Source organism: Flavobacterium sp. Leaf82, from assembly GCF_001422725.1.
Classification (GTDB): domain Bacteria; phylum Bacteroidota; class Bacteroidia; order Flavobacteriales; family Flavobacteriaceae; genus Flavobacterium.
This window is the reverse complement of the sequence record NZ_LMMA01000013.1, coordinates 53,149-77,849: the sequence shown is the minus strand read 5'-3', so window position 1 is coordinate 77,849 and position 24,701 is coordinate 53,149. Positions and strand designations below refer to the sequence as shown.

Sequence of the window (24,701 nt, the reverse complement as noted above, 5' to 3'; positions counted from 1 at the left end):
GGTGGTCAATTTGCTCCGGAATTAGGTGGTCAGTTTGCTCCGGAACGGGTGGTCAATTTAGTCCGGAATTAGGTGGTCAAATTGACCGGTTTTTCCAAACCTGTCAAACATTCTTAAGTCAATTGCAGCAATCAGAGAAGCTGCCGATCTGCTATTGCTTGATAACCAGAAGGAAGAACAGGATTTTATTGCATTTATTACAAAATGCAGTCGAAATAATAAAAAGCCATCCACTGCCCTGCTTGCTAAATTTTATTTATCACTATTTCAAATTGCAAAAAAAATAGAAAATAGCATTGCTGTTTCCGATGAGCTGATAAAACTTAAGCATCATTTCGAGTTAAGCATAAATTATTTAGACATACCATTTGAACAACTCAGGGGGATGATTGATATTTATGGCGAAATTCTTCCTGACAACCAGCATTACGATGAGCTGATTGATACTATTGCAGAGATAGAAGCCACTAGGATTTCAGAATTAACTTCGGGTCAGACGTATTTGAACAGAGGGATAACCAAATTAAAAAACAATCTAAATCAAGAAAGTCTAATCTATTTCGGCAGGGCTTCAAGAAAACTTGCCAAAGAAGAAACCCAGACAGAATTTTACTATTGCCTGATGCTCTTAAGTGATGCTTATTCAAAAATAGGTTTATACTGGGCTTCTTACAGCTCGCTGGTTGCCGCCGCAAACATTTTTGCCAATTACTGGTATACAACCGGAAACTTAAGTATTAATTTCCTTAAGAGTGTTGAGCAAATTCTAAAAAATGAAACAATAATAGGCAGAGTGCCAGTTTTGCTATGCTGGTTTGAACTATATTCGGTATTGCAAAGATATTTTCAGCAGGAAACCGATGACAATAATCCTGAAAATATTCTGGCCGATCATATGACAGATGCCTGCATATCTATCCGGCTGTTAAATATGAATTTTGAGGATTTCGATAATTTAAAGCACTTACCCGACATTTTTAAGTTAAATGACTTATGGCTGAGTGAAGATGCTTCATTATATTTACTGGGCAATGAGCATTTAATTGAATTGGATGAAACAAAAACATCCCTGAAAAAAGAAAATCTGCCGGATTACTACAATAAATTTGCCAATCAGCCTTTTGTCGCACAAATAGCTTATGAAACTAACTTTCTAAATACTCCCGAAGTTTCTATTGAAAGTCTGATCCTTGGAATAAAACTCAATATTAAGTTTCTCCAAAATAAAGAACTGCTGATATTAGCGGAAAACATCCTTGCGTATTTTGAATCATTTCTTGCCACATCATTCGAAGATGTTTTTCCTATTTCTGAAAATATAAACCTTGTTCTCGATTTTGAACAAATTGATGATAATTTCAAATTAGAAACAAAAAGCAGAAATCATATCATTGTAAATTTAAAAAAAGCAACAGCATTCAATGGAAAGAATTTTCACGAGCTTATGGATGCATTACTGCCTCATGTCATTTCTGGAAATTACATGATTAAAGATTACAAAGAATTTTTCGACCGCTTATTTAAAAAAGACGAAGTCCATGAAAGATTGTCTGTACTCTTACAGCACAATAATTTCTTAACCAACGTTTTGACTAACAATCCTAAATTCTTTTTTCAGGATTGGATAACCGGCCAGGTCTCAGAATACAAAATTCTAAGAACTCAATCTCCAATTACAATTGATCAGGTTTTAGAAAACAAGGCTGATAAAAAAGAAAAAAAAGAGAAGCTTAATTTAAAAAATATTTCTCACAAACAGATAAAAGCTCAAACTATAATTAACGCTGAATTATGGGATAATGCTAAATGGAAAGGATTTGGATTTTTCTCCTCCCCGCAAATCCCCTTTGGTATGCTGCTGTCTTTTGAGAATTTTGATTTTGGGAAAAAAATATTCGAGGAGTGGATCCACAAGTACGGCAAAATTGATAAAGAAGAAACTATTTCTATTACTGTAATTAAAGGCATTAACAAAAATAAGCCATATTGGTACAAAGTTCTAATCAGTAAAAATATTGACAAAAGTACTCTTACGAATGGTCAATTTATTACCCTGTCTTCAAGATTTCATAGGATGGAACCAAATACAAGCACTAATTTGAATAATCTTCTTCGTGCTTATCACCTTTTTAAAAAGTTCATCCTTGTTCCTGCGCATGTAGATAAAGACTTTAAAATGACACCGATTATTGAAGCTGGAATTATCAAAACCGAATTAAAAGTAAGAGAGGCCTGGGAGATTGGCATACATGATTTTGAAAGAGTTGTCATTACCGCAGATGACAATCCTATAATTCCTGAGAATATTAAAGATGCCCCTATTCTTGAAATCCTAAAAGAAAATGGATCAAAAAAGTAAGACAGCGGCGATATCATTGCGGAGCATTAAGCTGCTATGAAGCTAAATTTCATAGCTGACATCACTATTTGAGAAAAGGAGCCGATAACCAAAGTTATAAATTCATAAATTTACATTAAATGACCTATAAAATGCTACATTTCAAACCGGTAATCCGTCTTACCCAAATCAAAAAAGCCTCAGGAAAAACAGCAATTTTCCGGTAGTCCGGAAATTTTTCCCCATCTTTACAACAATTAAAAAAATGAGAGTTTTTATTAATAATGGCTAAAAAATTAAAAATATGGCTGAGTGCCACCTCTTTATTAGAGGATGATTTAGGACAAATTAAAGCTATTTTACCAAAAGAATATGAAATTATTTATTCTCAGGATCTTATTCTTAAATCTGGAAATGATTTTAAAATTAACAGTCATTTCGAAGAACTGGAAAAATGTGATTTATTTTTAGGCATAATCAATGCAAAAGTAGCCCAATTCAGCATAGGAACTGACAACATTTTTCTTGAAGAAATAAAAAAAGCTGAGGATTTGAAGATGCCTTACTGGTATCTGGTGCATCGTGATGTCACTTTTACAAGGAATCTTCTTAATGATTTAGTACGCTCGACATCTAATGAAATCCAGTCCAAAAACAAGTATTTTTTCGATATTAGAACAATTGACATATATGATGAAATTTTAAAACAAACGGCTGACGAAATTGGTTATCATCCACCGTTAGAATTCTTTAGACTTGATGGACTGATAAAGAAATTTGAGGAAACACTTTACAGCGAAAAAAACAAAGAAAATTTAAACCTAATGGTTGCTTCTACCGTTTACGGTTTCGAAGATCAATTGTCAAAAATTATAAACGATATTGAAGATAATGGATTTAATATCCGTAATTCATTTCACGGTTCGATAAAAGTGAATCCAAATTTATCAAATCTAAACAACTGTTTACAGGCTGTCAATGATACGGACTGGCTTATGGGTATCGTTCGCCCCTATTATGGCACGGGCAATATCAATGAAACAAACATCACTTTTGAAGAGATAAAACTCTCGATAAAACTACAAAAACCAAGATGGTTTTTTATTCATCGTGATGTAACTTTTGCAAATAAAATTCAAGATAAAATTCAAGTGAATAAAAAGTTAGCCGTTAACAATGAAGCGGCAAAAACGCAGATTACTGAAAAGAATAAGTTGCTGCCAAACAGGCATATCAAGCAAGAGGCTATTGATTTATATAACTATGTCATTAAAGATCATCAAAAGGATCTTGAGATGCGCAATGGAAATTGGGCACAAGAATTTTATGATGCCAGTGAAACATTAATCTATATTCAAACCCAGTTTTTAGATTATAACTTTATGAAAGACCTTTTAAAAACAAATGAAAATGGAAGATAACCTCATCATAAGCAACCTTTTGAAACAATCAGAAGGCGAAAGACTAGAATTTAAATCCTTTATCAATAAGGATTCGATAGCAAAAGCAATTACATCCTTTATCAACACAAAAGGCGGTGATCTGCTTATAGGCATAAATGATGATAAAACTTTATCAGATAAAAATTTTAACGAAGAGGACAGAAAAAAATTAGAAGCCTATTTAGTCCATGAAATAAAACCAACAGCCCCGATTTTCTCGAGAATAGAGACTTACAGAGAAAAGGATCTTATCATGATATCTGTATGGGAGGGCGCAAACAAACCTTATCATTTTCAAAACAGTATCTTCATAAGAAAAGGTGAGAGAACCGTTTCCAGCAGTGATATTAATACTGCGGATCTTTTAAATGAGAGAAGGTTTTCAGAACATCGATGGGAAAGACAGGGTGTTTTAAGTGCAACTATCGACGATTTAGACCTGACAGAAGTAAGCAAATCTATGGATGCTTATAAAAACTATACTTCCAGCCCGCTAATTAATGATCCTGAAGCTTTTTTAGTTAACAGAGGACTAATAGTAAATCATAATATTACTAATGCCTGTATAGCATTATTTGGTAAAAACCCGGCCCAGTTTATTCCTCAGATCAGAATTAAATTTGTAGTTCATCCTGAGGACACTTCGAGTGATTCTTTTATGGAAAATAAAGTTTTAGAAGGCAATATTTTTCAAAATATCGAAGATATCCTATCCAGCCTTGATTCAATAATAGGCAAGGAAATATACATAAAAGGTATTTACAGAAAAGAAAAAAAGAAATATCCGGAGAAAGCACTGCGTGAAGGCTTACTTAATGCAATAGTCCATAGAGATTACAGCCTTTCTAAAGCTTTCTTGACAATCTCTATATATTCCGATCGATTAGTCATTAGTAATTATGGAGGCTTGCCTGATGAGATAAACGTGAGAGACCTGAAAACGGAACACAATTCAATACTTCGTAATCCAGACATTGCACAGATGTGCTTCTACAATGGCTTAATAGAAATGTTAGGAACCGGTACATTACGAATGATAAGGGATTGCAAAGCTGAAGGCTTTAAAACACCTCAATGGAAAAATAAAGACAACATTTTAGAGTTAACCTTTCCAGAAATCAGCCATCAGCTTAAAGGATTAAACAATACAATGAATGAAAGAATAAACGAAGGAATAAACGAAGGAATAAATGAAGGAATAAACGAAGGAATAAATGAAGGAATAAATGAAGGAATAAATGAAGGAATAAATGAAGGAATAAATGAAGGAATAAATGAAGGAATAAATGAAGGAATAAATGAAGGAATAAATGAAGGAATAAATGAAGGAATAAATGAAGGAATAAATGAAGGAATAAACGAAGGAATAAACGAAGGAATAAACGAAGGAATAAATGAAAAAACAAAAAGAGAATTAACTGCAGTGATAAATACACTAAAAAAGAAACCCAATTTAAAAACGCATCAAATAGCAGAGAAATTAAACAAAAGCATCTCCACAATAGAACGTCTAATCAGATTATTAAAAAAGAATGATTTAATAGAATATGTTGGCCCAAAGAAAACAGGAGGATATGTTGTAAAAGATAAAAAATAAGAAGAACCATTTACCATATAATGTCCCTCAGTTTAAAAACTATAAACTATGAGCAGTAAAATATTCGACGCATTATTAAATGAAAAAATTGATTTCTTTAAAAACTCATTTAGCAATAACTCGGAAATATATTTCGATAGTAACAGAAAATTAATTAGCCCTTTAGAATATGGCATGTACAAAGAACATGCCTGTAAGGAGTTTTTAAAATTTATAATTCCGTCTAGATACAGAATAGATGATGGTTTTGTTATAAATGCAAATGAACAGATAACTACTCAGTGTGATATTGTTATTTACGATTCTAATAATACACCGCTATTCGAAAGCGGAATAAAACAGCGTTTTTTTCCAATGGAAACTGTTCTTGCAATTGGAGAGGTAAAATCAACATTATCAAAAAGAGAACTAAAGAATGCTATAAACAAACTTGCAAAATCTAAATCAATCAGAAAAGAAAACCAAAACCCATCAATAATCTATCGCAAGACAACAGAAACATTTAAGGAATACAATCATCCTTTTGACCAAATAATTTCATTTATTATCTGCCAAAAACTTAAATTCAAAGTAACAGACATTGATTTTGACACACTGTATGATAAAGAAATCCCGGTCACTGACAGACACAATATGATTTTAAGCATCGAGGATGGCCTATTTCTTTATAGACATTCAATAAATGGTGAGGAAAAATTTTGGCCCTTTCCATATTCACAGAATCAAAAATTAAAGAATTGTAGAATTTCACCAGGAGACAATCAAAAAAACCATTTTTTAAATTTTGCAGCCAGCCTTTATCAGACGACCCAGCTTTCCACCATTTTTCAGCCGGAATTTGCAAGATATACAATACACTCACCTGGTTTATTTTATAAAGAAGATTAAACACTAAGTTCAGCATACCGGCTGTAACTGTGAATCTTTTTATTAAAGAGAATTAAATTGAAACACAAAATAAATTTTGCAAACTTTAAAAACTAAAACCGTTCGTTAAACAGCTACTGTCTAACTTTTAGGACTTTGGTAAAAGATGATATTGTTTTCTCTAATTACTATAAAAATTATCGAAATACTAAACATATAGCTGAAAAATAACACACCGTTTTTCGCATTTTTCCGGCCATTTCTCGATTTTTTTTCCTACATTTACAGAGGTTAATAAACCCAAGAATTTCAAGAGTACCCTATTAGTACCCTTCTTTTTTTAACATAACACTCAGTGTTTACTGGTGCTTTCGATACAGGTGGTGGAGCCTCTTTCTCCGCCAGTATTTAAACCCTCAACTGATTATATTAAAAAGTATAAAGTTGAGAAGTTAGCAATCAAGCAAAAATTTTATAACATAAATAAAAAAATATCAATATATTCCTTACTTCTCTAAATTGCGATCTAAAAGCAAGGCATTATTTAAGTTAATTACAGTCTATTACAATTGAAGGAAATTTTATATTTATTTAGGCTAAATTAATCACTACATTTCCATATTCAATGCTATTCTCCATCATTTTCTGATGAGCCAGAGGTAATTCTTTCCAAGTAAATTCACGCGATATAACTGGATGAAACTTTTGCTCTAAAATAAGTTTATTTGCTTTATGCAATTCAAACAATGATGAAAAATGAGATCCCTGAATTCTCTTTTGACGCATCCAGACAAAAGAGGCATCAAATGACATGTTGAATCCTGATGTAGCACCGCAGAACACAACCATACCACCTGATTTTACAACATACGTACTTACAGGAAAAGTTTGAGATCCAATATGATCTAGAACAATATCAGGATTAACTTTTTTCCCCAATATATCCCAAATTGCACTTCCAAATTTTCTTACCTCTCTTAAATATTCTTTATATTCTTCTTTTTTATTAATATCTGGTAAAGCACCCCAGCAATTAAACTTCTGCCTGTTAATATAGCCAACTGCACCAAGTTCCAAACATTTTTTACCTCGCTCATCACTAGACGTAACTGCAACAGCATTAGCTCCTGCCAATTTAATTAATTGAATAGCTGTTGCCCCCAAACCTCCACTACCTCCCCATACTAATACATTGCTTCCGGGCTTTAGATCGTTTGGAGCAAATCCATAAAGCATTCTCCAAACAGTAGCATAAGTCAACATATAGCCCCCAGCTTCTGCCCATGTTAAATGTTTTGGTTTTTGAAGTAATTGTTGCACACGTACTTTAGTATATTGTGCAAAGGAACCATATGGAGTTTCATATCCCCATATTTTTTGTGACTCACAAAGCATCGGATTACCCCCATTGCATTCCTGACATATTCCGCATGTCTGACCACAGTGAACAATAACTTCATCGCCAATTTTAAATTTAAATTCAGGATTATTTTTTACTCCTTCTCCCATTTCCCATATTATACCTGATGCATCACTTCCTGCTATGTGAAAATTTTTACCGTGAAATACAGTAGGAGAAGCTGGCTCTCCTAATCCAGCCCAAAGTCCGTTGTAATTTACACCTGCAGCCATTACTTTGACTAATACTTCATTAAATTCAAGCTTGGGAGTTGCTATAATTTCCTGCTGAAATGCCTGATCAGGGGTGCCATGATTTTCTGGTCGTATTACATAAGCATGCATTAAAGCAGGAGTATGTCCTAATGGCGGAGTTTCATTTATTTCGTATAAATCTTTTAAACCAATTTCATTTGAAACTTCAAGTATTAATTTTTCCATATTTTTTACATTTTATTTTTAATTGTTTTTTCTATGAAAGTTTATTCAAACTAAATAACACCCTTGTGTGAAATTAGTTGGTGTTGATATTCTCAAAAATATTACCATAGTAATTATGTTTTCAATATAAAATGAGTTTTCCTAAATTTTTACTAGATTACATTTTGAAGTAATAGAAAAGTACTTGTTATCCATTTTTAAATTTTTATATACCTACTGATGATCTTTGTAGACTTCATAACCTCTCTATCGATTTCTGTAAACTATTAGACATTTTTTATCTATTACTTTAATGAAAGACTGTTTGTTTGTCCAGATACAATTACTAGGTTATTAAAATATGAATACATTTTATTTTGAGTTAAACAGCCATTTAGGGATCATATCTGTGTCATACAGATCTGGATATATTGTGTGTTCTAACCCGGAAATCTCCCAGTAGATATAATTCTTATTGTTCATTTTTTTGAGATATTTCACTAACATTCTATCCGATGCTACAGGATTCTCAGTATCAGCATTTCCATGAATGATCCATATTGGTGACTTTGCCATTCTTTCACTAACGTCTTTATCGGGAATACCGGCAATACTTACGGAGGCATTTAATATATCCGGACTTTTGGCCAGCAGGTTATATATTGTGGAGCCACCCATTGAAAAACCTATTCCATAAATGCGATTTTTATCAACCTTTAATTGTTGAGTAAGGCTTTTTATAAGTTCTGAGGTGACCTCAAGACAATAATTATCCGGTACGGAATACATTTGCCTGGACTCATCAAAAAGGTAATTGGAAGAACGTATAGGATATTGTATCGCTACTACGTAAGCAGGGTATTTATCACGGACTTTTTCCTGAAGCCAAAATTTAGGAAGAGTAGTCATCTGGCTTTTGTTATCATTCCCCACTCCAAATGAGTGGGGAAATATAATAACCAGGGGATAATTTTTTTCTTCCTGTAGTGATACAGGTTCCAGAATCCTGTAATTAAGTATAGAGTCTTTATAACTAAATTTTTTATACTTATATAATGAGTCATTTAACTTCATTACTTCCGCTCTTTTTTCTTTTATTTCATTCAGAGAAAACTTATTTTCTGTTAATAAATAGGCAGCATGATGCATTTTACACCCAATTAGGAGTAATATTCCTGTAAAAAAAAACAAGCCTTTTTTTATCATAATTATTTAAATTTCAGATTTAAATTTGAAAATATAAGATTAGCAACCACTCTTGCAGGGCCTGTAGCCATGGTCATATGATTTCCAGGAGTAAAGCTTATTTTAATTTCGCCGTCACAATATTCACGGAAACCATTAAAAGGGGTATCATGATTTCTCTCAAATTCTGAAGTAAGCTCAGGTTTAATAAGTGCAATATCACCTTTATATATTGAACCCGGCCTGTAGTGTTTTATGACATAATTAGAATGATATGCCTGCTCAATAAATCTGTGCATACCTATCGAATCCGGATCTATATTTTCCTGGATTAGTAAAGCTCTGATTATTTTTTCGTAGTCTTCTCTCTGTTTGTTATCACTATCAAACTCCGGTCTATACATATTAGGATCCAATAATACCAGAGAACTTACTTCTACTCCCAACGCCTGAAGCTGGAGTGCTATTTCGAAAGCTGTACTTCCTCCAAAAGACCATCCACCCATATGAATTCTTTTACCTTTATACATCTGAAGAATTGAGTTTTTGTAAAACCCAGCCAATGTTTCAAGGTCTTTTGCAAGTTGTGGGTATTCTTCAACAGCTATAGTTTCAAAAACATAGAAATCTACATTTTCCTGAATAAATGGCTTTAATGTGTTAAACAATGATGTTCCGGTAAGCGGTGGGATCAGAAAGAAAACATCTTCGTTATCATCATTCTGATTCAGAGTATGATATATCTCTTCTCTTTTAAAGTTTTTATTGGCAATCATCGTATCTATAAATACCGCCAGTTTCTCGATAGTATCATATTGAAAGAGCTCTGCTCCTTTTAGGCTTATATTAAACTCTGTGCTTAATTTATATGCTGCTTTCATTGTTAAAATGGAATTTACACCCATTTCAAAAAACTCTTCATCAATATAAATCACAGAACTCGGCATGATATCAGTAAAGATATCCTTTATTCTCTGTTCTGTCATGCTATTTATTTCGGTTCTGTTTTTATCCGTTATATTTATCTTTCTTTTTAGAGATTGTATATCTATTTTACCGGTACTGGTTCTTGGAAATTCATCAAGAAAAAGTATTTTATTCGGGATCATATAGTTTGGGATCATATCCTTCAAAAAGTGTTTAAGGTTGATATCCGTGAACTCATCAACTTTTTTTACATGACAGAATGCTACAATCCTTGCCATTGTAGGATCTTCGACATCTACAGGGATTATTTTGGCCTTCATTATACCCTCAAACTTTTCCATTGCAAGTTCTATTTCTTCTGGCTCAATACGGTATCCTCTTAGTTTTAGCATTGCGTCTTTTCTTCCAATAAATTGTAAAACACCTTCCTGATCTATATATCCTAAATCGCCTGTTTTTAATCCTAAAATTTGACCGTCCTTGTAGATAAAGTTACTATTTGCGGTTCCTATATAGCCTTGTGCGACACTTTTACTTTCTACGTATATTTCTCCTATAATTCCTGACGGTAGAACATTACTGTTATCATCAATAATTTTGAACACAGTATTATGTATTGGTTTACCCAAAGCAAAGTATTTCGACGATGTGTTAAGATTACTTTCAAGCGCTTCGTTGTAAGCAGTAGAAGATGCTTCTGTAGATCCATATCTACTCACGATTGTGGTTTCGGGCATTAGTTTTTTGAATAACGTCATGTCTTCCATAGAAATTGCTTCACCACGTACTTCTAAGAAATTAAGTTTATTCAGAAAGCTTTCTTTATCATTTTCAATAAGTAGTCTGATAAAACTTGGAGTAAGTGAGAGTCTTGATATTTCTTTGTGAGATACGGTCTCTACAAACTTATCTATATTATGGTACAAATATTCTGGAAGGATAACTATTTTATTTCCCTGAATAATTGATTCCAGTATATTTCTGACAGCAGGGCTAAAAGAGACTCTTATGTTAAGACAAAATATATCCTGAGCATTGGCCGGATAAGTTTGCTGAAGGTATAATAATCCGTTTAGGGTGTTTTCATTAGAAACCTTAACAATCTTAGGGATTCCAGTAGATCCGGATGTGTAATAGATCGATAAAATGTCTTCCGGAAGGCTTTCTCTCTCTTCGGTAAGGTTATCTTCTGAAGGAATATGATCTGAAATATGAATCAGCGTACAGTTTTCTTTTACATATGGCAAACGGTCTCCATAGAGCGTTTTTTCTTCAGAACTTATAATACAAGCCTGCAAATCTGTTTCAAGCGTAATAAGATTAAGCTGCTCTATCGGGTAACCGTGTTCTAAACTGATTATTGTACATCCTGCTTTTAAAATACCCAGAATACTTACAACCAGATTAGTAGAGTACTTAAGGTGAACACCTACGGCACCTTTAATGTTTTTGGCTATAAGCTGATTTGCGATATAATTACTTTTTGCATCCAACTCTGCAAATGTTAGAGAATTATCCTCAATATCTTCTATTGCTGTTTTTTCTTTATATTTTTCTAATGCTTCTTTAAAAAGCTTTTGCAGAGAAACATTCTGATTAAATTTATCTCCCGCCATAACGGATCTTTCTATGTCTTTTTTGTACTCAAAAATATCAAGTTCAGAATACTTCAACTCAGCAAGATTTTCCAGATTATTATAAAGCCCCATGATAATATCAGTCATGTCGTTTATGATATCTTCCGAAAATATATCTGATCTGTAGCTAATACTGAATGAAATTTTATCTTTTTTTGAAGATGCCAGTATAGACAGTGGAAAATGAGATATACTCTGGCTTTCAGAAACAAGCCTTTCGATACCAACATCGTTAAACGCATCATTATTGTTTTCTGAAACATCCTGAAAACTTACGTTGGCACTAAAAAGGTTTTTAGCGTTAATGGCCTCATAAATTTCAGGTGTAGAGATATAAGAGTACTCACGCGAATCTAAAAGCTGGTAATGAAAATCAGAAATAGATTTCATAATAGTCTCCTGTTTCTCAAAATCATTAGCCACAGGTATTGTTGTAATCATTGGGCCTATGATATCTCTAAAGTTATCATGATCCATATATCGGTGTGTTATGGTATTACCCCACACAAATTTTTTGTTTCTGAAATATTTAGAGAACACCATTCCAAATAAGAAATTGATCACTGTATTGCTGGTCAGTTTGTTATTCTTCAGCATTTCCTGAGTGGCAGTATTCAGATCGTATGTAACATTTAGTTCGCCATAAGTTTCCTGACGGGATTTCTTAACAGCAACTATTTGTTCTATTGGCGTCGCATCATAATTTTCCAATAAGTTTTTCCAGTAAGATAAACCTTTTTCTTTGTTCTGCTTTAACAGCCATTTTGTATATTCAGAAAATGGAACTGATTGCAAAGCCTCTGGAGTAACATTATTCTGAAATCTGTTGTAGTAACCAAATAACTGCTGCAGCATCAACTGTACCGATACAACATCTGCAATAATATGATGAATTTTTATAATTATAATATGCTTGCCTATCAACGCAAATTTTATAAGCGATTCTTTAGAGATATCAAAGCTGCCTTGTCTAAAAAACTGCTCATCCTGAGGAAGTATCTCTTCGCAGAAAAATTCGTCAGTCTCAATAATTTTCGACTTAAAAACCTGATCTTGGGAATCATAATCAAATGACGATTTTAAAATCTCATTGCTTGATACCAAAAGTCCGCATGCCTTCTTAAAAGCATCAAAATCAATTTCTTTTTCAGATTTAAAAGTAAGATGAATAATATACCTTGAACTTTCCGGATTATTTTTTACAAATCCTGCCAGTCCTTCCTGAAAAGGTGTCATTCTGTAAACAGGAATAAGGCTTTCACTGTTCTTTGTTTCAAGATGTTTTATAAGATGCTCCTTGTTGCTTCTGATAGAATCTATTAATGTTTTGTTTTCGGCATCTTTTTTATTCAAGACAATGTTTAAGTTATAAGACTCATTAAGGCTTACATCAATGTTATTCTCCTCAATATATGTTAATAATTCTTTAAGTTCCATTAGTTAAAAAGTTAATGTTATTTTGTTATCGGTTATTGTTTGTATCTCTTCTGAAATTTGATATAAGTCTGTCGCATCCATTAGGTTTTTAAGGCTGTATTCTAAACTGAATTCTGATTTTATTTTATTCAGAATCACCATTGCTTTCAAGGAGTCACCTCCCAGTTCAAACATATTGTCCTTTATTCCTACCTCATCTAAGCATAGTACTTCTTTGATTATATTGACCAGCTTTATTTCGGTTTCTGTTTCAGGTGCTATATATTCTTTATTTGTAAATACTCGCTCTTTAGAAAAAGTAACGTGATCAAGATCTTCTTCTTCTGTAACTTCCAGATATCCGGTCTCTACATCCATTCTGCTTCTTGAAGCAATTATAAGATGTTCTCCTGATACTATGGATTTAAAAAGTATCTGAAGCATCTGAGAAACGGTAATCGATCTGCTCAAAATAGATTTATGCCTGTATTCCGGCACGTTCTTTAATGCTTCGTTGATCATTCCTACGCCCGCTACAATAGGCCAGTGCACCGTTACTCCATTATTATTAGATATGCAATTATCCAAATATGAGTTTGCTGCAATATATCCCAGCTGTCCTATAAACGGTTTTGATACGGCACGTGATGAATATCCTAAGAAAAACTGCAGTGAATTGTTCCTGAATATCTCCACTAAATTTTTAGTACCATATATTTTTGGATTAAAAACAGAAGAATCATCTGTTCCTCTTCTTAAGATAATTCCGTTATAATCTCCCACTCCCGCGGCATGTATAACTCCGGTAACAGCGCCTATTTCTTGTTGTGCAGCTTCGATTTTCTCCTTAAGAAGGTCATAATCTGAAAGGTCTGCTTGCAGGTACATTACTTTGGTACCATAATCTTCAAGTATTTTTCTGTTTTCTGCATTTTCTTCTCCTCTACCAATAATTATCAGGTTAGCCTGTGCATTTTCAGCAATATATTTAGCGACTTCAAAACCAAGTCCTCTCAAACCACCTGTTATAACATAGGTATTTGGGCTGGTAACCTGAAAAGCATCTGACGGTAATTCAATTTCTTCAAATCTTTTGATAAGTATTTCTTTTTCTCTAACGGCATATTCAAAATGTGCTTTACCGTTCTTTTTAATGTGAGACAATATATCCTGAGATAAATTGTTAAATTCAGGTATATCTGCGCAGGTTGCCGTGATATTGTCGAACTCCACATTGACCATTTTCAGGGCATTATATGCGGTTGCTTTTATGGCGCTTGTTTTTTCGCCCGGTTTTACCTTAAAGAATAAATCCCCAATCAGGATGATATTAAGATCTTTATCAAAGAATACACTGTCAAATCCTCTTACGAAATGATAAATCGAACGATATCCGTATGAAAGTCCTTCTTCTGTTTCCTTATCTCCAAACCATACAAAATATACTGTTCTTGGTACAATACCTTTTTGGTTTAAGTCTGAGAACAGCGCCGAAGTTTCTTTTTCGTCTGAAAAATCAGCACACAAAATATTATCAGATAATTCTGCAGAACAGCTGTTTTTCTCCTGATTACAAATATAAATGGCCTTTTTGCCAAAGAAGGAAAGCTTCTCATATATATTGCTGTCATCAGAAATTACAATAATCTGCCCTTCTTCGGTATTGGTTTTATTTTCTGAAATATCGACTGCCTCAGCTTCCCATTTTTCACGGTAGGTATAGTACTCTTTTTCAGGTTCACGCACTTCTTCTTTCTGAAAGACTGGGTTTGTTATAATTTCATCTATAAACTCCACTTTTTCGAAAGGATATGTTGGTGCTGATATGATATTAGCCTCAGGCAATATTTTTTCCCAGTTTATCTCATATCCTTTTTCCTGCAACGACACGATAACGTTAAGCAACTGATTGTATTCTGATTCTTCTTTATTAAACGCGTCATAAGTCTGAATACCGACATCTACATTTTTCAATATTTTGGATACAGTAGTTCCCGGACCAATGTTTACAATGGTAAGATTATCTTTGTTTGGAAGAATTGTATTAATGCACTGATCAAACAAAACAGGCATAGCCATATGATCAAGCCAATATTCTGATTCTATAACAGAATTTTCATTTACCATGTTTCCTGTAGCACAGGAAGTAAAAGGAATTTGAGGTGTCTTGAATGTGTAACTATCCAGCAACAACTTGAATTGCTCTTTTATCATTCTTGTAAAAGGGGTATGATACGGTCCTCCAGCCTGCAGTTCAGTAAAATATATATCCAGCTCTTTTAACTTTTCCTCAAACAATATCATATCGTTTTTCAGCCCTGAAATAGTGTAACTATCCTGTGAATTGTATGCAGATATAAATACATTCTCTCTTTCTTTGAGCAGTTCTTCAAGCTGTAACGACGGTATACGAATGCTTATCATTCTGCCTTCCGGCAAACCTACAAGCAATTTTGCTCTGTTGTATATAATGTTCAGTGCTTCTTCATAAGAAATAACTCCGCTTAAACAGGCACACACATATTCTCCAAGACTATGGCCAATCATGTAAGATGGTTTCAGTCCTGCTTCTATTAATATTTGTGCATACGAATACTGGAAAGCAAAAATGATAGGGTTTGTATGATCTAATTTTTTCTGATCTGTTTCTTCATCATCCAGGAATATTTTTCTGTAATTGATATCCGAAATCTTTTCTAATGCTAAAAAACAAAGATCCATAGTATTCCTGAACACTTCAGAATTATGGTATAGTTGTACGCCCATCTCATTATAGCTGGAGCCTTGTCCGGAGAATGCGAAAACAAAAGGTTTATTATCAGGAGATATTACCTGTATACGTGAATTTCCTTTGTAAAAATCTCTCAGCTTTACAATCAGATCTTCTCTGGAATCGAATATAAAACTTTTTCTAAGATCAAAATTCGCTCTGGATTTTCGGTACGTATAAGCAAGATCATGAATGTTTACATTCTCATTTTCTATGAATTCTGAAACATTTAAAGCTATTTTTTTAAGTGCTTTCTCCGATTTTGCAGCAATCGAAAATACATCCGAAAAGCTGTTTTCTATCCTGTTTTTTTCTGTAACCGGAGCCTCTTCCAGAATAATATGAGCGTTTGTACCTCCAATTCCTAATGAAGTTACAGCGACCCTTAAAGGTGAACTCTTTTGTTCGATGTCAATAATCTTATTATTTACATAAAAAGGGCTTTGCAGAAAGTTGATGTTTGGATTTGGAGATTCATAATTAATGCTTGGTGGAATCTGCTTATTTTCTACACACAATACCGCTTTTATAAAGCTTAATATTCCTGCCGCATAACTTGTATGTCCAATATTGCTTTTCAGAGAACCAATTGGAATTTTATTTTCTTTTCCCAATCCATAAGCTTGCGTAAGAGCTTCTACCTCAACAGGATCTCCCAAAGCTGTTCCTGTACCATGGGTTTCTACATACGATATTGTTTCCGGCGAAACCCTGCTGAATTTCAGTGCTTTCTCGATACATTCTTTCTGCCCGATTACACTTGGTGCAGCATATCCTATTCTTCTGTTAGAATCATTATTACACGCGCTACCTTTAATAATACTGTAAATATGATCTTTATCTTTTATGGCATCTTTTAATTTTTTAAGCACTACAACTCCTACACCTTCTCCCCAGGATGTCCCGGATGAATCTGCATCAAAAGCTCTACAGTGCCCATCCTTAGACTCTACTCCTTCTTTATAGAGATAGCCTTTTTCTTTACTGTTAAAAAAATTGACTCCCGCTACTATCGAATATTTTGATTCTCCAAGCAAAAGACTTTTACATCCTTCATGAATTGCAACTAATGAACTTGAACATGCGCTCATAATAGGCAGTGGCAATCCTGTAAATCCAAATTTATAAGATAAAAGTGCCGGAGTAAAATGATGTGCCGATAAAAAATTAAAGGAATAAAAGTCTATAGGCAATTTATCTCTTAGCGATCGTACATGCATTTGCCAGGTAAAATCTTCTATAATACTTACAAATAAACTGCTGCTTTCTAATTTTTTAATATCACTTCCTGAATCTTCCACTGCTTCCCATATTGACTGATGAAGCATTCTGGTTTGTGGTGAAAGCAACTGGGCTTCATTTTTATTGTATCCAAAGAAAGAATAATCGAAATTTTTCTTGCTTTTTAATCGTCTACTTTTGCGTACATATTCTTTATTCTCAGCCAGCTCTCTTGGGACTCCCGAAGCTACTATTTCATCAATAGAAAGTTCATCCATTGGCTCAAATCCCTTTTTAAGCTGATCCCAGAAAATACTATGATTCTCTGCAGTGGGTACTTTGCATGATATCCCTATCACTGCAATTTCTAAACCTGTATATTCGCTCATGTTATTCTGTTGGAAAATTATTTAATATGCTAAGAGTCTCATCTATGGTATTGATAGACTCTTCAATACTTTTATTGTTGTCAGAAGTGACTTTGTCACCTTTAAGATGAGCAGCCAGTTTTGAAATCTGCGGAAACTCAAAGATATTAACCGGAGTTACTTCTTTTTTTATTTCCGGCAACTGGTTAATTTCTTTTACCAGCTGTAAAAGCTTTAACGAAGTACCTCCTATTTCAAAAAAATTGGCATTGGTGCTTATCTGTAATTCTTCAAGGTTTAGAAGCGCTGCCCAAATTTTTCTGATTTTAATCTCAATATCATCTTTTGCCTCAATATATTCTGTTTGTATGGTATCTTTAAAGGACACTTCCGGCAAAGCTTTTCTGTCGATTTTTCCGTTTGGGGTGAGCGGAAATTCCTCTAATGAAATGTAATAGGTAGGAACCATATAGTCCGGCAAATATTTCATAAGATATTTTTTCAGTTCTGCAATGCTAATTGGCATCTCTGAGCAGTAATATACCGCGATATATTGTTCTGAATTATAAGAAACAATATTTGCTAAAACGGTTCTGATGTTACTGGAATAATTACTTGCAGCAGATTCTATTTCCTGCAGTTCTACCCTGTTTCCTCTCAGCTTTACCTGAAAATCGTTTCTTCCTAAAAATTCAATATTATAATCTTCCATCAGTCTTCCCAAATCGCCGGTTCTGTATAATCTTCCGTATTTAGGATGCTCGTAGAAACGGATATGTGTTTCGTTAGCATTATTTACATATCCAAGTCCTACACCTATTCCTCCTACAACAATTTCGCCTTTCAATCCTAAAGGAAGAACATTATAGTTATGATCCATAATATAAACTTTTACCTTTGGAATGGCTTTTCCCACAGGAAAAATGTTTGTGTTTTCTTCGTTTATTTCATAAAATGAAGAAACATCACTTGCTTCACTTGGTCCGTAAGAGTTGTATATTTTGATCTCACCTGCTATATTTCTAAGGTTTTTAACGATTATAGGATCTATTTTTTCTCCACCAAATATTACTTTACGCAGCGAGTTTAAGACCAGATACTCTGCATCTGTAAAAGAGCTGAATATGGCTGGAGCTGCATTGGCTACCGTTATTTTATTTTTGCTAATAAACGAAGGGATATCATACAGCCCTGTATTTTCCAGATAAATTGTGGCTCCGGCTAAAAGCGGTGCAAAATAATTCTTCTGGGTAAGGTCAAAACTAATATTGCTTATTATACCTACCTTATCATTCTCGTTAATTCCTATATCATTTTTATACCATTCCAGTAGGTTTAGAAAGCCTTTGTGGGTATTAATCGCTACTTTAGGTTTTCCTGTAGATCCCGAGGTACACATCAAATACACATGGTCTTGCTGACTAATATCCTGATTTTGCTCTACAGGAACAATTTCTTCTATTTTTTCTAAAAAATCCTGAAGCTGTACTTCATCAAAAATCAACTTACAGTTAATATCTTCAAGCAATGACTTTTTTCTTTCTTCAGGAATAAAGGGATCAATTATGACATACGCATTTCCTGATTTTATGACTCCGATCAATACAGGAATAAAATATTCTGATTTATTGATACAAATCCCGATGTGACTTTTTTCGTTTTTTGTGTAACTGCTGATATAGTGCGATACTTTATCTGACAGGTATTTTACGTCTCCATAGGTTAATGATTTCCCTTCAAAATCAATTGCCGTTTTTGCAAAATATATATCAAAAGATGCTTCAAATTTTGTAATAAGGCTTTCGTCTTCCAATGCTTGTGATTCGGCATGAGACAAATATTCAACAATCTGATTTTCAATTTCAGACATATAATCGATTTCATGAAGAACGGTATGGAGAATTTCCGGTAAAGCATTAATTATATTTACCAAATGTTCCAGCAGTCGTTGAACTTGTTCGTGTTTATATGAAGGATGACAATCAATGCTAATATTTAGCTGCTTCTGATCATCATGAACCAGAACGTCAATATAGGAATTGCCTCTGTCTTCAAATCTCTTGCCATATACTTTTTCGGAATTGTATGAAAAAAACATTCCTGTTTTTACAATTTCTCCAAGCAGTTTATTTTTCTCTCTATCTGCCAATAAATCTTTCCATTGATCTTCTTCTGATGCAGTGTGAATTGCCTCATCTTCTTTTCGAATAAGATTCTCAATTGTATCTTTGTCTTCTATCGTATTCTTTATATACAGCGTTCTCTCTTCATTTGTACTTAAAAGGTTAGTAAAAAGAATCGTGTTTTTCTGTCCCGTATATCGGTATAATAACACTCTGTAAACCGCCAGAAACACAGCCTGAACAGTAATATTATGTTCTTGGGTAAACTTTTTTATTTCATTGTACTTTGTACCTGAAATATCTCTGGTTATAACAGAAGATATGGTACGCTGAATGTCTCCGCTATATTTCAAATCATTCAGATCCAGAGTATCCAGTTCTTCATGTCCAAAGTAAAGCACATCCCTGAAAAAATAAAACGTGTCTTTCTTGATCATATACGCTATTATTTTTTCTTTATTCTCCTTCAAAAACGTTTTTTCCTCTATAGAAAGTTGGGCTATATTCCCTTTAAGCCTGATCTGTGTGTTTTCAATTTCCAGGCTTACTCCTTTTTTATCAAGCGTTTTTAAAATAGGTATGATTTCCATATTTATTTTATAAATTATATTAAAAATTCCTGATCCTGATTCATCTCCATCCTTAATGCCTCAAGAATCTCATCTAAAGTATCTGTTGAATTACTCGCCATTTTTTCTATCAGATCGATATACAAATGCAGTAATTTTGTCATTTTACTTTCAGAAAAAATGTCTGTATTATATTCCAATCGAATTACGAGTTCTTCTTTTTTTACCGTAATATCTATTTTGAATTCTATTTTGGAGTGTGTCCCTATTTCTTCTTCATGTACAAATTCTTCTATCTGTACGCCGTCATCAAACAGTATTGTACGCGAAACATCTTCTTCATTATGAAGAATAATTGTTGTATCAAAAAATGGATTTCTCGATGCATCATTGTTCGGCAAGTACTTTTCTACCATCAAATCAAAAGGATAGTCTTCATTTTCATACACCTGCACAAATCCTTTTGTATTTTCTTCAAGGAATTCCTGAAAGTTCATCCCGGATGAAACCTTAATTTTTAAAGGCAGATAATTTATAAAAGATCCTATAATTGGTTCTGTATCTACGTGGGTTCTTCCGGAGGAAATTGTTCCTATGTAGAATTTGTTTTGATTGCTGTAGGCATGTATTAACAGTCCGTATATTCCAACAAGATAATTGTTAAGAGAAAGAGACTGTTCATTAAGGCTTTGCTTCAGACCGTTAAAGTTTTCTTTTATTTTTGTGCTTATTGCGGTACCATTGTACGATATAATTCCGGGACGTACGTAATCTATCGGAAAATCCAGAGAAGGAATATCCTCAGCAAAGAAGTTCTTCCAGAAATTTTCATGCGTCTTGTATTTGCCTTTGTGCCAGTTTACATAATCTTTATATTGAATTGCCAAAGGCTCAACATTGATATGTTTATCTTTAAGATAAGTATTATAATTTTCTTTGATTTCTTTATACAAAATCTCGCGCGACCAACCATCCGAAATAATATGATGTAGCGTTGTTGCAAGAGTATATTCTTTCTCTCCTTTTTTTATTAGGTTCAACCTGATAGGAAATTCCTTTGAGAGATCAAATGGTTTGTATCTTTCCTGACGTAAAAATTTGATCATTGACGGTGAATCCTGTATGACTACAACAGGAATTTCCAGATCAATATTCTCTATTGGTAAGATGTACTGATAAATATCTCCATCTTCATATTTGAATATAGTTCTAAGGGTTTCGTGTTTTTGTATAAGCGCCACAAAAGAAGCCCTGATCCCCTCCATATTCAAAGATCCATTGATTGAATAATGCATAGGAACATTAAACAATGCTGCGCTTTCTTTCTTAATGGTCGAAAGCCACATACGTTTCTGAGAATTTGAAACTTCATATCTGGACTGAACCGCTACGGGAGAAATCTTTGTGTAAGGAGATTCCTCACTCTCATTTACTTTTTCTGACAGAAATCCTGAAAGACTTTCAAAATCAGGATATTTATAAATATCACTTAAAGTTACTTTTACGTTGAATTCTTTGTATATTTTGTTGAGCATTTGAATTCCCTTTAAGCTGTGTCCGCCCAAAGAAAAGAAGTTGCTGCTGCCGGTTATGTCATCCGTTATTAGGGTTTCTTTCCAGATCCTTAATAAATGTTTCTGTAAATCTGAGGTTATAAAAAACGTATTTTCTTTAGAAGAATCATGAGTCGCTTTATCCGATTCATGTTGTTCATATAGATCTTTAAGAGCTTGTTGGTCGACTTTATTATTTGATGTTAACGGAATTTTATCCACAAATAAAATTTTGGCCGGAACCATATATTCTGGCAGCGAATTCTTAAGGTATTCTTCCAAATCTAAAAAGCTTTCTTTATAAATTCCGGTTACAAAAGCGCAAAGTCCTGTATCTCCGTTATTTTCTAAAGCCAATACCGCAGAATCTGTTACTCCCGAAAAAGTCGTGATGATGTTTTTTACTTCATCCGGCTCTACTCTGTAGCCTCTTATTTTTACCTGACTATCTCCTCTTCCAAGGAACATGATGTCATTTTCAAGCGTAAAGAAACCGATATCACCAGTCGCATATATTCTTCCGTAATCGGGGTGAACTATGAATTTTTCTAAGGTCAGTTCTTCATTATCCAAATACCCTTTTGCAAGTCCTGCACCTCCAATAAAGACATTTCCTGTCTCATATTTTGATACTTCTTTCTTTCTGTCATCTAAAATAACCGCAAAATTATTGGAAATTGACGACCCTATGACTGGCCTTTGAATGTATTGCTCTATATCGTTTATTTTTTTAAAAATAGTTCCAATAGTGGTTTCCGTAGGGCCATAATGATTGATAACTTCTATCGTCCCGAAAGATTTTTTAAAGTCTGCTAAATCTTTTGTTTTTATTTTTTCTCCTCCCAGAATGACTTTTTTAAGATCTGATCCTTCAATCTTATTAAAGTTTTTTGCATTTAATATGGCGTTAAAATATGACGGAGTCGTTTTTATATACGTTACTTTTTTATCTGTAATCGTACTGATTATCTCATCTAAATCATACAGGATATCTTTTTTTATCATTTGTAATTTTCCTCCTGAAAGTAAAGTTCCCCATAAGCTTGTATAGCCCAAATCAAAGGCATACGAAGAAAGTAGTATAGAGGTGTCTCTATGGTTTATATCAAGTGATCTGTTCAGGAAGTCGACATAGTTTATCAAAGATTTATCCTGAATACAAACTCCTTTGGGAGCTCCGGTTGTTCCTGATGTATATATAATGTATGAAGTACTCTCCGGTGTACGAATCGAATTACTGCCTGAAGTTATAGAACCTGTAAAATTCAGCTTATCTATAAAGAGTTTTGGTTCAAATTCTTCTTTTTGATAATTACTTCCGGTAATTAAAAGCTGCGCATTCGAATTGTTCAGTATATGCGTGATTCTCTGTTGAGAATCATTAGGATCTATAGGAACAATGGTACCATTAATTTTTAATGTGGCCAAAAAAGCAACAATTACGTTATGATCCCAATCACACATTACCCCTATTGTTGGCGATGAAGCATCTGCTATTTTATCCAGAATTAATGCTGCCAGCTCGTTTGATTTCTCATCGATCTGTTTATAGCTGTAGGTTCCATTTTCATCTTCTATAGCAATATGATCCGCAAATTGTTTTAGGATTTCTGCATATCTTTCCAAAACCGATTCTGCGATTATGGTATTTTCTGTCTTCACAGTTTTTTGGGCACCAGTTTCGTAAGGCTCGATTGCTGATGTGTTTTCTGAATATTTTTCTATAAGTTGAATACTATTATGCTCCCACAGCTTTATAAAGTACGCTATATCTTCACTTTTGATGTTATCTTTGTGGTGCAGCGCAACAGTCGTTTCTTCTTTTGCAGAATAAATCTGGGCGATAAAATCTGAATAGTCATTTTGATGAGCTGTAATCTGATTCAACGGAGTTTTATTATTGGTAATTTTACTCAGATCGATAAATTCAAAAATATACCTGAAGTTTGATTTTATAAAATCTGCATATTCCTGATTATTGAGAATATACTCTTTCTGGCTGTTTATCGATATCACCCGTTTCCCTATGTTGTCACAGTATTCTTTTATTGCTGAAGAATCATTTGTTGTTTCTGCATTAAAAGGTAAAGTACTCGCATAAAGTCCAATGTTTTTGTAAAGCTGCTCAAAGCTTCTTCCATGGCTTACATATCCCGCACCATATACTGTATTTTTATTTGCAGATATTTGGCAAAGCGTATAATACCAACCAGATAATAATAGTATCTCTTTATCAATTGTGGCATTTTGCAATAACTGCACAAGCTTGTCGCTCAGCTTATAAATTTGTGTTTCACTTTTTCTGCTTTCAGTAACATTCAATTCTAGGTTTGTTCTGAAAGGCTGAAAATTTTTCATTATATCTTTCCAGAATTCCAAATTTTCTTCATTCCCTTGTTCACTGATAATATGCTCTCTCCATGCAGAATATTGCAGGTAACTAATATCAGGCTTATCATAAGTGCCTTTATGATATTTTTCTAAAATACGATGATAGAGCGTTATTATACTCCAGCTATCAAAAAAATAAAGTCCGTATCTGAAATTTATCGATACAGCATTTTCATTATCCTGAACAATGGTAATGCTCAGATTATATTCTTGTGATACTGCATTATCTGTGTTTTCCTGCACTTGTTTGTGTACAAGTTTTACATCGAAATTTCTTTCTTCCTCAATACTTAAAAAGGCTTCTTTTCCCGGAGAAGTAATAGTCATGTAAAGAGATAATTCATCTTTCAGAACTTCATTTATATCATCACAGAGCTTTTGTCCCTGAGTATTCTCCAGAGAAAAAGCCATTACATTATACAAGTCACCTTTACTACCGGCCAGATACAAGAGGTTTTGCTGGGGTGACAAATTATATC

The 24,701-nt window shown here is 33.6% G+C and carries 10 protein-coding genes; 4 read left to right on the top strand and 6 right to left on the bottom strand.

Translation table 11 applies throughout. From position 1 onward, the window contains the following. The first annotated feature begins 154 nt into the window (after nucleotides 1-154). The 4 genes from ASF10_RS11370 (at nucleotide 155) to ASF10_RS11355 (ending at nucleotide 6,265) form a co-directional block, all read left to right on the top strand. Nucleotides 155-2,359 carry a hypothetical protein gene (locus ASF10_RS11370; RefSeq protein WP_056249098.1) on the top strand — a complete coding sequence of 735 codons (2,205 nt, stop codon included), beginning with the start codon at nucleotides 155-157 and terminating at the stop codon, nucleotides 2,357-2,359. A gap of 263 nt (nucleotides 2,360-2,622) precedes the next feature. Continuing rightward, entirely contained in the window at nucleotides 2,623-3,759 is a 1,137-nt protein-coding gene (locus tag ASF10_RS11365) for a DUF4062 domain-containing protein (protein ID WP_056249095.1), read from the top strand. Next, nucleotides 3,749-5,377 carry an ATP-binding protein gene (locus ASF10_RS11360; RefSeq protein WP_198529582.1) on the top strand — a complete coding sequence of 543 codons (1,629 nt, stop codon included), beginning with the start codon at nucleotides 3,749-3,751 and terminating at the stop codon, nucleotides 5,375-5,377. Before ASF10_RS11365 ends, ASF10_RS11360 begins: the two co-directional genes overlap by 11 nt. A 48-nt stretch (nucleotides 5,378-5,425) precedes the next feature. Then, nucleotides 5,426-6,265, top strand: a complete 840-nt coding sequence (locus ASF10_RS11355; RefSeq protein ID WP_056249089.1) for a DUF6602 domain-containing protein — start codon at nucleotides 5,426-5,428, stop codon at nucleotides 6,263-6,265. 570 nt (nucleotides 6,266-6,835) lie between these two features. Here ASF10_RS11355 and ccrA read toward each other — a convergent pair. The 6 genes from ccrA to ASF10_RS11325 form a co-directional block, all read right to left on the bottom strand. Continuing rightward, a complete protein-coding gene (ccrA, locus tag ASF10_RS11350; protein ID WP_056249086.1) occupies nucleotides 6,836-8,083 on the bottom strand; it encodes a crotonyl-CoA carboxylase/reductase in 1,248 nt (415 codons plus the stop codon). Between the two features lie 351 nt (nucleotides 8,084-8,434). Then, nucleotides 8,435-9,268 (bottom strand): dienelactone hydrolase family protein, encoded by an 834-nt coding sequence (locus tag ASF10_RS11345; protein WP_056249083.1) that lies wholly within the window; start codon nucleotides 9,266-9,268, stop codon nucleotides 8,435-8,437. Nucleotides 9,269-9,270: 2 nt separating this feature from the next. Beyond that, nucleotides 9,271-13,248 carry a non-ribosomal peptide synthetase gene (locus ASF10_RS11340; RefSeq protein WP_056249080.1) on the bottom strand — a complete coding sequence of 1,326 codons (3,978 nt, stop codon included), beginning with the start codon at nucleotides 13,246-13,248 and terminating at the stop codon, nucleotides 9,271-9,273. A gap of 3 nt (nucleotides 13,249-13,251) precedes the next feature. Then, entirely contained in the window at nucleotides 13,252-17,607 is a 4,356-nt protein-coding gene (locus ASF10_RS11335; protein WP_056249077.1) for a type I polyketide synthase, read from the bottom strand. Between the two features lies 1 nt (nucleotide 17,608). Continuing rightward, nucleotides 17,609-20,299 (bottom strand): AMP-binding protein, encoded by a 2,691-nt coding sequence (locus tag ASF10_RS11330; RefSeq protein ID WP_056249074.1) that lies wholly within the window; start codon nucleotides 20,297-20,299, stop codon nucleotides 17,609-17,611. Between the two features lie 14 nt (nucleotides 20,300-20,313). Further along, complete coding sequence (locus ASF10_RS11325) at nucleotides 20,314-24,693, bottom strand: condensation domain-containing protein (RefSeq protein WP_198529581.1); 4,380 nt, start codon at nucleotides 24,691-24,693, stop codon at nucleotides 20,314-20,316. Between the last annotated feature and the right edge of the window lie 8 nt (nucleotides 24,694-24,701).

Excerpts from the sequence above, each read along its gene's own strand:
- ASF10_RS11365 (WP_056249095.1), top strand. The coding sequence starts at position 2,623 with ATGGCTAAAAAATTAAAAATATGGCTGAGTGCCACCTCTTTATTAGAG.
- ASF10_RS11360 (WP_198529582.1), top strand. The coding sequence starts at position 3,749 with ATGGAAGATAACCTCATCATAAGCAACCTTTTGAAACAATCAGAAGGC.
- ASF10_RS11355 (WP_056249089.1), top strand. The coding sequence starts at position 5,426 with ATGAGCAGTAAAATATTCGACGCATTATTAAATGAAAAAATTGATTTC.
- ccrA (WP_056249086.1), bottom strand. The coding sequence starts at position 8,083 with ATGGAAAAATTAATACTTGAAGTTTCAAATGAAATTGGTTTAAAAGAT.
- ASF10_RS11345 (WP_056249083.1), bottom strand. The coding sequence starts at position 9,268 with ATGATAAAAAAAGGCTTGTTTTTTTTTACAGGAATATTACTCCTAATT.
- ASF10_RS11340 (WP_056249080.1), bottom strand. The coding sequence starts at position 13,248 with ATGGAACTTAAAGAATTATTAACATATATTGAGGAGAATAACATTGAT.
- ASF10_RS11335 (WP_056249077.1), bottom strand. The coding sequence starts at position 17,607 with ATGAGCGAATATACAGGTTTAGAAATTGCAGTGATAGGGATATCATGC.
- ASF10_RS11330 (WP_056249074.1), bottom strand. The coding sequence starts at position 20,299 with ATGGAAATCATACCTATTTTAAAAACGCTTGATAAAAAAGGAGTAAGC.